This is a genomic window from Enterobacter nematophilus (assembly GCF_026344075.1).
Classification (GTDB): Bacteria; Pseudomonadota; Gammaproteobacteria; order Enterobacterales; family Enterobacteriaceae; genus Enterobacter; species Enterobacter nematophilus.
This window is the reverse complement of record NZ_JAPKNE010000003.1, coordinates 513,283-528,705: the sequence shown is the minus strand read 5'-3', so window position 1 is coordinate 528,705 and position 15,423 is coordinate 513,283. Positions and strand designations below refer to the sequence as shown.

10 protein-coding genes are annotated in these 15,423 nt (G+C 55.8%); 3 read left to right on the top strand and 7 right to left on the bottom strand.

Annotated elements, in window-relative coordinates:
* Positions 1-54: 54 nt before the first annotated feature.
* Positions 55-762 carry an N-acetylmannosamine-6-phosphate 2-epimerase gene (locus OSH03_RS12185; protein ID WP_266179169.1) on the bottom strand — a complete coding sequence of 236 codons (708 nt, stop codon included), beginning with the start codon at positions 760-762 and terminating at the stop codon, positions 55-57.
* Positions 762-2,321, bottom strand: a complete 1,560-nt coding sequence (locus OSH03_RS12180; RefSeq protein ID WP_266179168.1) for a PTS transporter subunit EIIC — start codon at positions 2,319-2,321, stop codon at positions 762-764. The genes OSH03_RS12185 and OSH03_RS12180 overlap by 1 nt, the downstream gene beginning before the upstream one ends.
* 165 nt (positions 2,322-2,486) lie before the next feature.
* On the opposite strand from OSH03_RS12180, the gene OSH03_RS12175 reads away from it, so the two are divergent.
* Positions 2,487-3,311 carry a MurR/RpiR family transcriptional regulator gene (locus OSH03_RS12175; protein ID WP_028014252.1) on the top strand — a complete coding sequence of 275 codons (825 nt, stop codon included), beginning with the start codon at positions 2,487-2,489 and terminating at the stop codon, positions 3,309-3,311.
* Positions 3,312-3,669: 358 nt separating this feature from the next.
* Positions 3,670-4,779: an SDR family oxidoreductase gene (locus OSH03_RS12170; protein WP_266179167.1), complete on the top strand. Its 1,110-nt coding sequence runs from the start codon at positions 3,670-3,672 to the stop codon at positions 4,777-4,779.
* Positions 4,780-4,832: 53 nt separating this feature from the next.
* On the opposite strand, the gene eno is transcribed toward OSH03_RS12170, so the two are convergent.
* From eno to rlmD, 5 genes are all read right to left on the bottom strand, one after another.
* On the bottom strand, positions 4,833-6,131 hold the full coding sequence (gene eno / locus OSH03_RS12165) for a phosphopyruvate hydratase (protein ID WP_006811784.1): 1,299 nt from the start codon (positions 6,129-6,131) through the stop codon (positions 4,833-4,835).
* A gap of 82 nt (positions 6,132-6,213) precedes the next feature.
* Positions 6,214-7,851 carry a glutamine hydrolyzing CTP synthase gene (gene pyrG, locus OSH03_RS12160; RefSeq protein ID WP_028014254.1) on the bottom strand — a complete coding sequence of 546 codons (1,638 nt, stop codon included), beginning with the start codon at positions 7,849-7,851 and terminating at the stop codon, positions 6,214-6,216.
* 223 nt (positions 7,852-8,074) lie between these two features.
* A complete protein-coding gene (gene mazG / locus OSH03_RS12155; RefSeq protein WP_045261274.1) occupies positions 8,075-8,866 on the bottom strand; it encodes a nucleoside triphosphate pyrophosphohydrolase in 792 nt (263 codons plus the stop codon).
* A 66-nt stretch (positions 8,867-8,932) separates the two neighbouring features.
* Positions 8,933-11,164, bottom strand: coding sequence for a GTP diphosphokinase (relA, locus tag OSH03_RS12150; RefSeq protein WP_061097232.1), 2,232 nt, complete (start codon positions 11,162-11,164; stop codon positions 8,933-8,935).
* Between the two features lie 51 nt (positions 11,165-11,215).
* Positions 11,216-12,514: a 23S rRNA (uracil(1939)-C(5))-methyltransferase RlmD gene (gene rlmD / locus OSH03_RS12145; protein ID WP_266179166.1), complete on the bottom strand. Its 1,299-nt coding sequence runs from the start codon at positions 12,512-12,514 to the stop codon at positions 11,216-11,218.
* A gap of 57 nt (positions 12,515-12,571) precedes the next feature.
* Here rlmD and barA point away from each other — a divergent pair, with 57 nt between their 5' ends.
* On the top strand, positions 12,572-15,331 hold the full coding sequence (gene barA, locus OSH03_RS12140; RefSeq protein WP_266179165.1) for a two-component sensor histidine kinase BarA: 2,760 nt from the start codon (positions 12,572-12,574) through the stop codon (positions 15,329-15,331).
* Positions 15,332-15,423: the final 92 nt, after the last annotated feature.

Here is a 15,423-nt window from a genome sequence, read left to right as displayed (position 1 = left end):
AGTCATCTCAGTAAAGGGGATAAACGATAAGTATCGCAGATCCCCGTCGGATGGTCATGCTCCATCGGTGCTTTGCGCGCTAATCGCCGCCATAAAGCGCGCGGTAATTTGCTGTGGGCGGGTGATCGCCCCGCCGACAACGACCGTATGCGCGCCCAGCGCCAGACAGCGGGCCGCGCGCTCGGGCGTATCCACGTTCCCTTCGGCAACCACGGGAACCGTCACGGCCGCCAGCACCGCTTTCAGAAACGCACAGTCATTTTCCGGAAGCGTATGGCCCGCCGTTTCCGCCGTATAGCCGTACAGCGTGGTGCCGACGCAGTCAAAGCCGAGCGCCTGCGCCGCCACGGCTTCGTCTACGGTGGAAATATCCGCCATCAGCAGTACCGAGGGGTAACGCGAGCGGATGGCCGTGACCAGTTTTTCCAGGGAATCACCGCCAGGACGTTCCCGCGCCGTCGCATCAAGGGCAATGATTTCCGGCGAGACGGCCATGAGCTCATCCACCTCTTTCATCGTGGCGGTGATAAATACCTCGCTCCCTGGATAGTCCCGTTTGATGATGCCGATAACCGGTAAGGACACCTGCTGCTTAATGGCCTCGATATCCACCACGCTGTTGGCGCGAATGGCGACGGCTCCGCCCTGCGCCGCCGCCAGCGCCATTCGCGACATGATAAACGGGCTGTGCAGCGGTTCGTTTTCCAGCGCCTGACAGGAGACGACCAGTTTTCCCTTCAGGTTATCCAGTACAGTTTTCATTACGATAAGATCTCTTCCACTTCGTTTTTGATAATCGTGACGTGCGGGCCATAAATGACCTGTACACCGTTACCGCGCACAATAACGCCGCGCGCGCCGGTGGCTTTCAGCGCCGCGTCATTCACTTTGCCGCCGTCTTTGACCGTCACGCGAAGCCGCGTGGCGCAGCAGTCCACCTCTTCCAGATTCTCTTTTCCGCCTAACCCGGCGATCACCGCCGCAGCGCGCTCGCTTTGCGGCAGGCTGACGTCATCAACCATCGCCTCCTTTTCACGGCCCGGCGTGGCGAAATCAAAGCGGTTAATCAGATAGCGGAAGGTGAAGTAGTAGAGGAAGAACCACGGCACGCCGACCAGCGGAACGAACATCCAGTTGGTTTTGGCTTCCCCCTGCAAAATGCCGAACAGCACGAAGTCGATAAAGCCGCCGGAGAAGGTCTGCCCGATGGTGATGTGCAGCATGTGCGCGAGCATAAACGCCAGCCCGTCAAACAGCGCATGAATGACGTAGAGCACCGGAGCAATAAACAGGAAAGAGAACTCAATGGGCTCGGTAATTCCCGTCAGGAACGAGGTTAACGCCGCGGAGAGCAGCAGCCCGGCAACGCGCTTTTTGTTCTCCGGTTTTGCCGTGTGGTACATCGCCAGGCACGCGCCGAGCAGGCCAAACATCATCGTGATAAAGCGCCCGGACATGAAGCGCGACGTACCCTCATAGAAGTGCTGCGTGTTCGGGTCGGCGAGCTGAGCAAAGAAGATCCGCTGCGTGCCCTCAACCAGATGGCCGTTTACAATCTCGCTGCCGCCGAGCGCGGTGGTCCAGAACGGAAGATAAAAGATGTGGTGCAGGCCGAACGGGCCAAGCATGCGCAAAATAAAGCCGTACAGCAGGGTGCCAAGATAACCGGTGGCATCCACCAGCCCGCCCAGACCAAAAATCAGCTTTTGAAAATGCGGCCAGACCACGGTCATAAGCGCGCCAACGAGTATCGCCGCCAGCGAGCTGATAATGGGGACAAAGCGCGAGCCGCCAAAAAAGCCCAGGAACTGCGGAAGCGCAATCTTGTTAAAACGGTGGTGCAGCGTGCAGGTCACGAGACCAATCACCACGCCGCCAAACACCCCGGTTTCCAGCGTCTGAATCCCCAGCGTCATGCCCTGCCCTACAGCTCCGGGGTTTTCCTGCGCCAGTTTGCCGGTGAGGATCAGCAGCGCGTTGATGGTGGCATTCATCACCAGAAACGCGAGTAGCGCAGCCAGCCCCGCCGTGCCCTTATCGCTTTTTGCCAGCCCGACGGCCACCCCAACGGCAAACAGCACCGAAAGGTTCGCAAATACAATTGAACCGGCGCTGCTCATGATAGTGAAAATGGCCTGAAGCCAGCTCACATCTAAAAACGGATAGGCCGCCAGCGTATTGGGGTTCGATAACGCCCCGCCGATACCGAGCAGCAGACCCGCCGCGGGCAACACGGCGATAGGCAACATAAAGGATTTGCCAAAGCGCTGCGCTTTTTCAAACCATCCACCCGACGAAGCGCCACTGAACATTTGCATCATTTTTTCGTCCCCCCGTTAAAAGATGAAAATTTTTACCACATAAATATTTAATAGTGAAAATTATCATCACAAACCAGGAGGCCGATCATACTTTTTTAAAATGACTGGCATCTTTCCCCCGCTTTCCGCCACACTAGTCGCAGTGAAACACATTAAGGACGTGGCATGTCGGACCATGAAAACCTGCTGCTGAAGCTCCGCCAGGAGGCTTCCGGGTACAGCCCAACGCAGCAAAAACTCGGCGAGTTTGTCCTCAGCGACCCTGCCCGGGTGCTCTACCTGACCATCACCGAACTGGCGCGCGAGAGCCACACCAGCGAGGCCAGCGTGACGCGTCTTTGCCGGACGCTGGGCTGCAAGGGGTATAACGAATTCAAAATGGCGCTGGCGCTGGATATTCAGCAGGGCCAGCCCGCGCGTCAGGCGGGGGATGAGATTGACAGCGTGGTGGATGAGTCGGTGCAGGCTCTGCAGGATACCGCGAGACTTCTCGACCGCGCGCTGCTTGAAAAAGCCGCACTGGCGCTGCACCAGGCGCAGTCCGTGCAGATTTATGGCGTCGCAGCCAGCGCGATCCTCGGGGAGTATCTGCACTACAAGCTATTAAGGCTGGGTAAATCCGCACAGCTGTTTAGCGATATGCACCGCGCGGCCATGAATGCGACCACGCTTTCGGCAGAGACGCTGGTGGTGGCGATCTCCAGCTCCGGTTCAACGCGAGATTTACTTCACGTGGTAAAACTTGCCCGCAAGCGCGGGGTGAAGGTTCTGGCGCTCAGCAACACGCCCCGCAGCCCCCTCGCCTCCCTTAGCGATATGCTGCTGGTGGCCGCCAAGCCAGAAGGCCCTCTTAGCGCGGGCGCGCTCAATGCTAAAGTTGGGGTGATGCTGCTGGTCGAATTACTGACGACATCCATGATTGCGCTGGATGGTCATTACGCTGACGTCAGCCAGCAAACGGCCAGCGCCACGCTTCCTCTTCTGCTCTGAAAACTATTCGCAGGCTAAATAAAATAGCCTGCGCTTTATTTTTCACAATTTCACTTAAGCAAGGCTCAATTCATTTATTTGATAAACGTTTGGTGTAACAAAGTATTTTATTTATTACATTTTGAATTATGTTTCTCGCGCTGCAACCAAAGATAAAAACACATAAAAATCATAATGTTGAAATAAAAATATTAATAAATTGAATTTTTCCACCTTCTGCAATGTCCAATATTTTCACCTGATTTCCTTTCCTTAAAATAAGCTTAAGACGCTGTCTGTCCCGGCGATTTATTATTTAAATGCCGTTTACTTTTGCGCGCCTACAATCCGCCTCATCAATCATAATGAGACGGTAATAATGAAGATGTTATTAATTACAGGCGTGACCGGGTTTCTGGGCGGTGCAGTACTTGAAAAAATCCTGACCAGCGATCAATCCGTAAAACTCCTTTTGCTTGCCCGCGCCGGCGATCCGCAAAGCGGGCTGGCGCGCGTGCAGGAGAACATGCGTAAGTTCAACGTTCCTGAGGAGAAACTGGCCACCCTGAGCGTGGATAATATCCTCATCGGCGACCTCAGCCAGCCGGAGGCCTTTCTGGACGATCCCCGTCTGGACCAGGTTACGCATGTCGTTAACTGCGCGGCAGTTGCGTCATTTGGCAATAACCCGCTGATCTGGAAGGTAAACGTAGAAGGTACGCTAGCGCTGGCGCGCCGCATGGCGCAGGTCGCAGGGCTGCAGCGTTTCCTGCACGTAGGCACCGCAATGTCATGCACGCCGGAGCAGGATTCGCTGGTCGCCGAAAGTGCGGAATTCAGAGAAAACGCTGAGCACCTGGTGGAATATACGTATTCGAAGTCAACTATCGAACAGCTGATGCGTCAGGAGTGCCCTAACCTGCCGCTGCTCATCGCCCGTCCGTCCATCGTCGTTGGCCATACCCGTCACGGCTGCACGCCCTCGAGCAGCATCTTCTGGGTCTTTAGCATGGGTCTGATGCTGCAGAAGTTTATGTGCTCGATGGAAGACCGGATCGACGTTGTCCCGGTGGATTATTGCGCCGAAGCGATGTTAATGCTGCTGAACAGCAACGCGCGCCCGGGGGAAGTGGTACACATTTCTGCCGGGGAAGAGAACAGCGTTCGCTTTGCGGATATCGATCAGGCGATGGCGCAGGCGCTGGAAAAAGCACCCGTTGGCGATAAGTACGCGCAGGTCAGCTACGAAACGCTGGTCAAAATGCGCCGTGAACTGAAAACCATTTTTGGCCCATGCAACGAACGTCTGATGCTGAGAGCGATGCGATTATACGGTGCCTTTGCCACGCTGAACGTGCGCTTCAGCAACGATAAGCTGATCAGCATGGGGATGCCGAAGCCACCTCGTTTTACGGATTATATCGCCCGCTGCGTGCAAACCACCCGGGGACTGACCATTCCCGAGCAGATGGCGGTCGATTTTAAATAGCCAAAAAAAATGCCAGTCATTCGACTGGCATTTTCATGTTAAGGCTTAAGCAATTATGCCTGGCCTTTGATCTCTTTACGACCGTTGTAAGGTGCTTTTTCGCCCAGCGCTTCTTCGATACGAATCAGCTGGTTGTATTTAGCAACACGGTCAGAACGGCTCATAGAACCGGTTTTGATCTGGCCAGCAGCGGTACCAACAGCCAGGTCGGCAATGGTAGCGTCTTCAGTTTCGCCAGAACGGTGAGAGATAACAGCGGTGTAGCCAGCGTCTTTCGCCATTTTGATCGCAGCCAGCGTTTCGGTCAGAGAACCGATCTGGTTGAATTTGATCAGGATGGAGTTAACGATGCCTTTCTCGATGCCTTCTTTCAGGATCTTGGTGTTGGTTACGAACAGATCGTCACCAACCAGCTGGATTTTGTCGCCCAGTACTTTGGTCTGGTATGCGAAACCATCCCAGTCAGACTCGTCCAGACCGTCTTCGATAGAAACGATTGGGTACTGTTTGGTCAGGTCTTCCAGGAAGTGAGTGAACTCTTCGGAGGTGAACGCTTTGTTGCCTTCGCCAGCCAGAACGTATTTACCGTCTTTGTAGAATTCAGATGCTGCACAGTCCATCGCCAGGGTGATGTCTTTGCCCAGCTCGTAGCCTGCTGCTTTAACCGCTTCAGCGATAACAGCCAGTGCTTCTGCGTTAGAACCCAGGTTTGGCGCGTAGCCACCTTCGTCACCAACAGCAGTGTTCATACCTTTAGCTTTCAGAACTTTAGCCAGGTTGTGGAACACTTCAGAACCCATACGAACCGCTTCTTTCAGGGTTTTCGCGCCAACTGGCTGAATCATGAATTCCTGAATATCAACGTTGTTGTCTGCGTGCTCACCACCGTTGATGATGTTCATCATTGGTACAGGCATAGAGTATTTGCCTGGGGTGCCGTTCAGTTCAGCGATGTGCTCGAACAGCGGCATACCTTTAGCAGCGGCTGCTGCTTTGGCGTTCGCCAGGGAAACGGCCAGGATTGCGTTCGCACCGAAGTTAGATTTGTTTTCAGTACCGTCCAGATCGATCATGATCTTGTCGATGCCAGCCTGATCTTTGGCATCTTTGCCAACGATAGCCTGAGCAATAGGACCGTTAACAGCGCCAACCGCTTTCAGTACGCCTTTGCCCATGAAACGGGATTTGTCGCCATCACGCAGTTCCAGCGCTTCGCGGGAACCCGTAGAAGCACCTGATGGAGCAGCTGCCATACCGACGAAACCACCTTCCAGATGAACTTCGGCTTCAACGGTCGGGTTACCACGGGAGTCGATGATTTCACGACCGATGACTTTAACGATTTTGGACATTAGATTTTCCTCAGTACAAGTTAAACTAAAACTCCAGACAAACAACGCGTACCGTTGGTACGCGTTGCCGTTCTAACTTTTTTTACTTCGCCTGACGCTTCTGGTACTCGCTGGCGGCTTTCACGAAGCCTGCAAACAGCGGATGTCCATCACGCGGCGTTGAAGTAAATTCCGGGTGGAACTGGCAGGCAACAAACCACGGATGGTTTGGCACCTCGATGATCTCGACTAACTGATCATCCCCGGAGCGACCCGCAACACGCAGGCCCGCGGCTTCAATTTGTTTCAACAACATGTTGTTGACTTCATAGCGGTGACGATGGCGCTCGGTGATGACCGGCTCGCCGTACAGCTTGCGAACCACGCTATCGTCGGACAGCTGGCAGGCCTGTGCGCCAAGACGCATAGTGCCACCCAGATCGCTCTTCTCGGTACGGACTTCGACGTTACCGTCTTCGTCACGCCATTCCGTAATCAGCGCCACTACAGGGTACTTACAGTCTGGCACAAATTCCGTAGAGTTCGCGTTTTCCATTCCCGCTACGTTGCGCGCAAATTCGATCAGCGCAACCTGCATACCCAGGCAGATGCCGAGGTATGGAATATTGTTTTCACGCGCATAGCGTGCAGTGGCGATCTTGCCTTCAACACCACGGTAGCCGAAGCCGCCAGGGATGAGGATAGCATCCAGATCTTTCAGAATTTCCACGCCACGTGTTTCAACATCCTGCGAATCAATCAGCTTGATGTTCACGGAGACGCGGTTCTTCAGACCACCGTGCTTCAGCGCTTCGATAACGGACTTATAGGCGTCCGGCAGTTCGATGTACTTGCCGACCATACCGATAGTCACTTCGCCTGCCGGGTTCGCTTCTTCGTAAATAACCTGTTCCCATTCAGACAGGTTAGCTTCCGGACAGTTCAAGCTGAATCGTTTACAAATATAATCGTCCAGACCCTGTGATTTCAACAGGCCCGGGATTTTATAAATGGAATCGACATCTTTCATTGAAATAACGGCTTTTTCAGGCACGTTACAGAACAATGCAATTTTCGCACGTTCGTTCGCTGGGATTGCGCGATCGGAACGGCAAACCAGGATGTCAGGCTGAATACCAATGGAGAGCAGCTCTTTAACGGAGTGCTGAGTCGGTTTGGTTTTCACTTCACCTGCGGCTGCCATGTAAGGCACCAGCGTCAGGTGCATGAACAGCGCGTGTTCACGACCAATGTCTACCGCCAGCTGACGAATCGCTTCGAGGAACGGCAGGGATTCGATATCACCCACGGTACCGCCGATTTCAACCAGCACAACGTCATGCCCTTCGCCACCGGCAAGGACACGCTCTTTGATGGCGTTAGTGATGTGCGGGATAACCTGCACGGTCGCGCCCAGGTAGTCACCGCGGCGCTCTTTACGCAGAACGTCAGAGTAGATGCGGCCAGTCGTAAAGTTGTTACGACGGGTCATTTTGGTACGAATGAAACGCTCGTAGTGGCCAAGATCCAGATCGGTTTCAGCGCCGTCTTCAGTAACGAACACTTCCCCGTGTTGGGTTGGGCTCATGGTGCCAGGATCGACGTTGATGTACGGATCCAGTTTCATCATGGTCACATTGAGGCCACGGGCTTCAAGAATGGCTGCGAGGGAGGCTGCGGCAATGCCTTTACCCAGAGAGGATACGACCCCGCCGGTCACAAAAATATAGTTCGTTGTCATGCTGAACCTGAGAAGTTAGGGTGAAACGATGGAATAACCAGGACGGGAAAGTAGTATACCCGAACACGGCGAGCGCCACAAACTTTCATTCTCCGTCTCCATTCCAGGCCATGACAAACATAAGGAGTGAGAAAATAGCCCCTTTTGGGTAAATGTTTTTGACGCAAATCAAGCGCTTGTCATTTAAAAAATCACACAAATTGCGCTTGATCGCAAAATTCCGTTAGAGATCAGATTCCTGGCGTTTTACTTCCTGCCAGACTTCTTCCATAGCGTCGAGGTCAATTCCGGTCATTTCCAGGCCGCGCGAGGCAACAATCCGCTCGACTTCACGAAAGCGGCGTTCGAATTTCAGGTTGGCTTTTTGCAGGGCGGTTTCCGCTTTTACCCCTAAATGTCGAGAAAGGTTAACGGTGGCGAACAGCAGGTCGCCCATCTCTTCCTCCAGCTTTGCTTCATCGACCACCGCCTGCTGCGCTTCGTGCATCACTTCGTCGATCTCTTCATGCACTTTATCCAGCACCGGTCCCAGGGAGTCCCAGTCAAAACCCACGGCCGAACAGCGTTTCTGGATTTTATGGGCGCGCATCAGCGCGGGCAGGCTCAGCGGGATATCGTCCAGCGCAGAGTGCTGGGACTTTTCAGCCCGCTCGGCGCTTTTAATCTGCTCCCAGCGGGCCAGTACCTCTGCGCTGTTTCCTGCGGTGGCATCGCCAAAGATATGCGGATGGCGGCGCTCCAGCTTGTCGCTGATAGCGGCGCAGATATCGTCAAAGTTAAAGCGCCCTTCCTCCTGCGCCATCTGGGCGTAGAACACCACCTGGAACAGCAGATCGCCGAGTTCACCGCGCAGGTCATCGAAATCCTCGCGTGAAATGGCGTCCAGCACCTCATAGGTCTCTTCGAGGGTATAGGGCGCGATGGTTGCGAAAGTCTGCTCTTTGTCCCACGGGCAGCCGTTTTCCGGGTCGCGCAGGCGTTTCATGATGCCGAGCAGGCGGTCGATTTGAGTCATAGTTCAGTCCTGATAAAAAAATGCCGGGTGGCGGCGTCGCCTTACCCGGCCCACAGAAGAGTGTATTTAACCGCCGTGCAGACGACGCGCGTCAATCACATCCGGCACCTGGTTCAGTTTGCCCAGCACGCGGCCGAGCACCTGCAGGTTGTAGATTTCGATGGTCATATCGATGGTGGCAAGCTGCTCGCGGGTATCGCTGCGGCTGGCGACGCCCAGCACGTTGACCTTCTCGTTGGCGAGAATGGTGGTGATGTCGCGCAGCAGGCCGCTGCGGTCGTTGGCGGTGACGCGCACCACCAGCGAGTAACCGGCGGAGTAGCTCTCACCCCAGACCGCTTCCACGATACGTTCCGGCGCATGGGACTGCAGCTCCGCAAGCTGGTCGCAGTCGGACCGGTGGATCGAGATCCCGCGCCCCTGGGTGATAAAGCCGACGATATCGTCCCCCGGAATCGGCTGGCAGCAGCGGGCAATGTGGTGCATCAGGTTGCCCACGCCCTCGACCACCACCCGGCCGTTATCTTTGCTGCGCTGCTGCGGGGCATAGGTTTTCTGCTGCAGCTGCTTCAGCGCCGCCGCGTCCTGCTCTTCCGCGCTAGGCTTGTTGAACTGCGCCTGCAGGAAGTTGACCATCTGATTGAGACGGATATCACCGCCGCCAATCGCCGCCAGCAGCTCGTCCAGCTCGTTGAAGTTGTAGCGCGGCAGCAGGAATTTCTCTGCTTCTTTCAGGCTGATCCCGATATGCTCCAGCTCGTCGTCAAGGATCTGGCGACCGGCAAGAATGTTTTTGTCACGATCCTGCTTGCGGAACCAGGCGTGAATTTTGGAGCGCCCGCGGCTGGTGGTGACGTAACCCAGGTTCGGGTTAAGCCAGTCGCGGCTCGGGTTAGGCTGCTTCTGGGTGATGATTTCAATCTGGTCGCCCATCTGCAGCTGGTAGGTAAACGGCACAATACGTCCGCCGATCTTCGCCCCGATGCAGCGGTGCCCCACATCGCTGTGGATGTGGTAGGCAAAATCGAGCGGCGTGGAGCCAGCCGGCAGGTCTACAACGTCCCCTTTCGGGGTAAAGACGTAGACGCGATCATCAAAGACCTGGCTGCGCACCTCGTCGAGCATTTCGCCGGAGTCGGCCATCTCTTCCTGCCACGCAATCAGCTTGCGCAGCCAGGCGATGCGGTCTTCGTGGCCGGAGCGTGCCCCGCCGGAAGTGCCCTCTTTATATTTCCAGTGCGCGGCCACGCCCAGCTCGGCGTCTTCGTGCATCTGTTTGGTGCGGATCTGAATCTCGACCGTTTTACCGCCGGGGCCAAGCACCACGGTATGAATAGACTGGTAGCCGTTCGGTTTTGGGTTCGCGACGTAGTCGTCAAATTCATCCGGCAGGTGACGGAAGTGAGTGTGTACTATCCCCAGCGCGGCGTAGCAGTCCTGCAGACGCTCCGCCACGATACGCACGGCGCGCACGTCAAACAGCTCGTCAAAGGCGAGATGTTTCTTCTGCATTTTGCGCCAGATGCTGTAGATGTGCTTAGGCCGACCGTAAACTTCAGCACGCACGTTCTCTTCTTTCATGGACTGGCGCAGCCCGCTGACAAACTCGTCGATGTAGTGCTCACGATCGATACGGCGCTCGTGCAGAAGTTTGGCAATGCGCTTATATTCCGCCGGATGCAGATAGCGGAAGCAGTAATCTTCCAGCTCCCATTTCAGCTGACCAATCCCTAAGCGGTTCGCCAGCGGCGCATAGATGTTCGTACACTCTTTGGCGGCCAGCACGCGCTCGTCTTCAGGTGCATCTTTCACTTCACGCAGGTGGGCAATACGCTCGGCAAGCTTGATGACCACGCAGCGAAAATCATCCACCATGGCCAGCAGCATCCGGCGGACGTTATCAACCTGCTCAGAGGAGACGGAATCGGTATGCGCGGCTTTAAGCTGGCGGATAGCCGCCATATCGCGCACGCCGTGGATCAGCGCAACGACGGATTTCCCGACGCTGTCGCGCAGCACATCTTCACTGACCACATCCGCATCCGCGAGGGGAAACAGCAGCGCGGCCTGCAGCGTTTCGATGTCCATGTTCAGCATGGACAAGATTTCAACCATCTCCACGCCGCGCCATAAGAGAAGATCGGCATCCGGGTGTCCCTGCGTGGTGCGCAGACAGTAGGCCCAGGTTTCGGTTAAGCGTTCACACGACTGCTGGCTGGAAATTCCCAGACTTGCGATCCATTTTTGTGGGTCAAACTCCCCAGCTTTATTAAGATGTGCACTTCTTACCGCAACCATTGTCCTCTCCTTTAGGGACCAGGGCCTGTCGAAGTCGACAAGCCAAACAAATTAGATGTGCTCGAACAACGCCATCGATTCCAGATGTCCAGTGTGCGGGAACATATCCAGCATTGCCAGACGCCGAATCTGGTAACCCGCGCTGATTAACGCCTCACTGTCACGGGCAAGCGTTGCCGGGTTACAGGAAACATAGACCACACGCTTCGGCGCGAGTTTAATAATATGTGCCATGACGCCTGGGGCACCTGCACGCGCCGGGTCGAGCAGGATTTTGTCGAAGCCCTGCTGTGCCCACGGCTGCTGAGTGACATCTTCCTCAAGATTTTGATGAAAGAATGTCACATTTTGCAAGCCGTTCTGCTCTGCGTTTTCCTGGCCTTTGGCCACCAGCGCCTCAACGCCTTCCACCCCAACCACGCTTGCCGCTCTGCGCGCCAGCGGCAGGGTAAAGTTACCCATGCCGCAGAACAGATCGAGCACCCGGTCAGTGGGCTGTACGTCAAGCCATGCCAGAGCGTTCGCCACCATCTGCTGGTTTACGCCGTCGTTGACCTGGATAAAATCCCGCGGACTGAACGTTAAGCGTAGCCCGTCTGACGCATACCAGGGAGCTTCACCCGTAACCTGTTCAAGTATCTCGCTTTGCGGCGCGAGGAAAAGCGCAAGCTCATGAGAATGCGAAAAGCGTTCCAGTTTTTCGCGATCTTTTTTCGACAGCGGCGCGGTGTGGCGCAGCACCATCAGCGGGCCGTTGTTCGCCAGTACCAGTTCAACGTGGCCCAATGAACGCCCCCCGTCGAGCGATGCAAGACAGCGGTGCACGTCCGGAAGCAACGCCTCAAGATGGGGCACCAGAATGGGGCACTGCTTCACGTCAACAATATCGCTGGAGGCCGCTTTACGAAAACCCATCTCCAGCCGCTCCGTTTTGGGCTGATAGCTCAGGCTCAGGCGCGCGCGGCGGCGATAGCCCCAGGGCTTATCGGCGATAATCTCGTCAACGTCGTGTTTAAGGAGACGCGCCAGCGCGCGGCTTTTACTTTTTTGCTGTAATTCTGTGCTCGCATGCTGTTGCTGGCAGCCTCCGCACACGCCAAAATGGGGACAGCGAGGCTCCACGCGCTCCGGGCTATCGTTGAGGCGACGCTTCACCTGTCCGCGCGCGTACTGGCGTTTGTCTTCCGTCAGCGTAATTTCTGCTCGTTCTCCTGGCAGCAAACCTGTTATAAACAGAGTCTTACCGTTGTGACGAGCCACTCCCTGTCCAAACGGATCGAGGTCCGTGGCTTCAGCAGTAATGATTTGACGCGTCGTCACGCGTCGCTTTGCAGAGTAGAATTGCGCCATCGCCGAGATTTTTCTCACATAAACATAATTATCTTAATTGTCCCATAACGGAACGCCATGACCAACTACAGCCTGCGCGCGCGCATGATGATTTTGATCCTCGCCCCCACCGTTCTCATCGGTTTGCTGCTGAGTATCTTCTTTGTGGTGCACCGCTATAACGATTTGCAGCGACAGCTGGAGGACGCGGGCGCCAGCATTATCGAACCGCTCGCCGTCTCAAGCGAGTACGGGATGAACCTGCAAAACCGTGAATCCATTGGGCAGTTAATCAGCGTGCTCCACCGGCGCCACTCGGATATCGTCCGCGCCATTTCCGTCTACGACGAACACAACCGCCTGTTTGTCACATCGAACTTTCATCTCGATCCGACCACGCTGAAGATCCCTGACGGTACGCCCTTCCCGCGCCATCTCACCGTGCTGCGGCGCGGCGACATCATGATCCTGCGCACGCCGATCGTGTCGGAAAGCTATTCTCCCGATGAGTCTGCGCAATCCGATGCTAAATCCAGCAGTAACATGCTGGGATATGTAGCGCTGGAGCTGGATCTCAAGTCGGTACGGCTGCAGCAGTACAAAGAAATTTTTATCTCCGGCGTGATGATGCTGTTCTGCATTGGTATTGCACTGATCTTCGGCTGGCGTCTGATGCGCGACGTCACGGGCCCTATCCGCAACATGGTTAATACCGTTGACCGCATCCGCCGTGGGCAGCTCGATAGCCGCGTGGAAGGGTTTATGCTCGGCGAGCTGGATATGCTGAAAAACGGCATTAACTCAATGGCGATGTCGCTGGCGGCCTACCACGAAGAGATGCAGCATAACGTTGACCAGGCCACCTCTGACCTGCGCGAAACGCTGGAGCAGATGGAGATCCAGAACGTTGAGCTGGATCTGGCGAAAAAGCGCGCTCAGGAAGCGGCGCGCATCAAGTCTGAGTTCCTTGCCAATATGTCGCACGAGCTGCGTACGCCGCTGAATGGCGTGATCGGCTTTACCCGCCTGACCCTGAAAAGCGAGCTCAACCCCACCCAGCGCGATCACCTGCACACCATTGAACGTTCGGCCAACAACCTGCTGGCGATCATCAACGACGTGCTGGACTTCTCCAAGCTGGAGGCGGGCAAACTGATTCTGGAAAGTATTCCGTTCCCGCTGCGCAGTACGCTCGATGAAGTGGTGACGCTGCTCGCGCACTCGTCGCACGACAAGGGTCTTGAGCTAACGCTCAATATTAAAAACGACGTGCCGGACAACGTTATTGGCGATCCGCTGCGCCTGCAGCAGGTCATTACCAATCTTGTCGGGAATGCCATTAAATTCACCGAAAGCGGCAACATCGACATCCTGGTAGAAAAACGCGCCATCAGTAATAACAAGGTGCAGATTGAGGTTCAACTCCGCGATACCGGCATCGGCATTCCGGAGCGGGATCAGTCGCGTCTGTTCCAGGCGTTCCGCCAGGCGGACGCCAGCATTTCCCGTCGTCATGGCGGTACCGGCCTGGGGCTGGTGATCACGCAGAGGCTGGTAAACGAGATGGGCGGTGATATCTCTTTCCACAGCCAGCCAAACCGCGGCTCAACCTTCTGGTTCCACATTAACCTCGATCTCAATCCAAACGTGCTGACCGACGGCCCGGTGACGGACTGTCTGAAAGGTAAGCGCCTGGCCTACGTCGAGCCTAACGCGGCAGCCGCGCAGTGCGCGCTGGATATCTTAAGCACCACGCCGCTGGAGGTGGTTTATAGTCCAACCTTCTCAGCCCTTGCCGTCGATCATTACGACATTCTGCTGATGGGGATCCCGGTAACCTTTACCGGCGAGCTGACCATGCAGCAGGAGCGGCTGGCGAAAGCCGCGTCGATGACCGACTATCTGCTGCTGGCGCTGCCCTGCCACGCCCAGCTTAATGCGGAAGAGTTGAAAAACGACGGGGCGGCCGCGTGCCTGCTTAAGCCACTTACCGCCACCCGCCTGCTGCCCGCGCTCACGGAGTATTGCCGCCTTAGCCAGCACGCACTGCCGTTGATTAACGATGAGCAAAAACTGCCCATGAGCGTGATGGCGGTGGACGATAATCCGGCAAACCTGAAGCTAATCGGCGTATTGCTGGAAGACCAGGTTCAGCACGTTGAGCTGTGTACCAGCGGCGCGCAGGCGGTTGAACTGGCTAAACAGATGCAGTTCGATTTAATTCTGATGGATATTCAGATGCCGGGCATGGATGGCATTCGTGCCTGCGAGCTGATCCACCAGCTCCCGCATCAGCAGCAAACCCCGGTGATTGCGGTTACCGCGCATGCGATGGCCGGTCAGAAAGAGAAGCTGCTGAGCGCCGGGATGAATGATTACCTGGCGAAACCTATCGACGAAGAGAAGCTTCATAACCTGCTGTTACGCTATAAGCCGGGGCACATTGGCGGAACATACACGGTTTTCAGCGAGCCGGTTGAGGTAAGCGTTAATCAAAATGCGACCTTTGACTGGCAGCTGGCGCTGCGCCAGGCGGCAGGGAAACCCGATTTAGCGCGAGAGATGCTGCAAATGCTGGTCGCGTTTCTGCCGGAGATCCGGAATAAGGTTGAAGAACAGCTTGTGGGCGAAAACCCGGAAGAGCTGCTGGAAGCGATCCACAAGCTGCACGGCAGCTGCGGCTACAGCGGCCTACCGCGGCTGAAAAACCTCTGCCAGCTGCTGGAGCAGCAGCTGCGCGCGGGTACGCCGGAATCGGAGCTTGAACCGGAGTTCCTGGAACTGCTGGATGAAATGGATAACGTGACGCGGGAAGCGATGAAGGTGCTGGGGAGCTGAGGCGGGTGCGGCCTGATTTTCCCCTCACCCTAACCCTCTCCCCAAAGGGGAGAGGGGACTTTATACACCCTCGCCCCTTTGGGGAGAGGACC

Excerpts from the sequence above, each read along its gene's own strand:
- relA (WP_061097232.1), bottom strand. The coding sequence starts at position 11,164 with ATGGTTGCGGTAAGAAGTGCACATCTTAATAAAGCTGGGGAGTTTGAC.
- OSH03_RS12170 (WP_266179167.1), top strand. The coding sequence starts at position 3,670 with ATGAAGATGTTATTAATTACAGGCGTGACCGGGTTTCTGGGCGGTGCA.
- mazG (WP_045261274.1), bottom strand. The coding sequence starts at position 8,866 with ATGACTCAAATCGACCGCCTGCTCGGCATCATGAAACGCCTGCGCGAC.
- pyrG (WP_028014254.1), bottom strand. The coding sequence starts at position 7,851 with ATGACAACGAACTATATTTTTGTGACCGGCGGGGTCGTATCCTCTCTG.
- OSH03_RS12185 (WP_266179169.1), bottom strand. The coding sequence starts at position 762 with ATGAAAACTGTACTGGATAACCTGAAGGGAAAACTGGTCGTCTCCTGT.
- barA (WP_266179165.1), top strand. The coding sequence starts at position 12,572 with ATGACCAACTACAGCCTGCGCGCGCGCATGATGATTTTGATCCTCGCC.
- OSH03_RS12175 (WP_028014252.1), top strand. The coding sequence starts at position 2,487 with ATGTCGGACCATGAAAACCTGCTGCTGAAGCTCCGCCAGGAGGCTTCC.
- OSH03_RS12180 (WP_266179168.1), bottom strand. The coding sequence starts at position 2,321 with ATGATGCAAATGTTCAGTGGCGCTTCGTCGGGTGGATGGTTTGAAAAA.
- rlmD (WP_266179166.1), bottom strand. The coding sequence starts at position 12,514 with ATGGCGCAATTCTACTCTGCAAAGCGACGCGTGACGACGCGTCAAATC.
- eno (WP_006811784.1), bottom strand. The coding sequence starts at position 6,131 with ATGTCCAAAATCGTTAAAGTCATCGGTCGTGAAATCATCGACTCCCGT.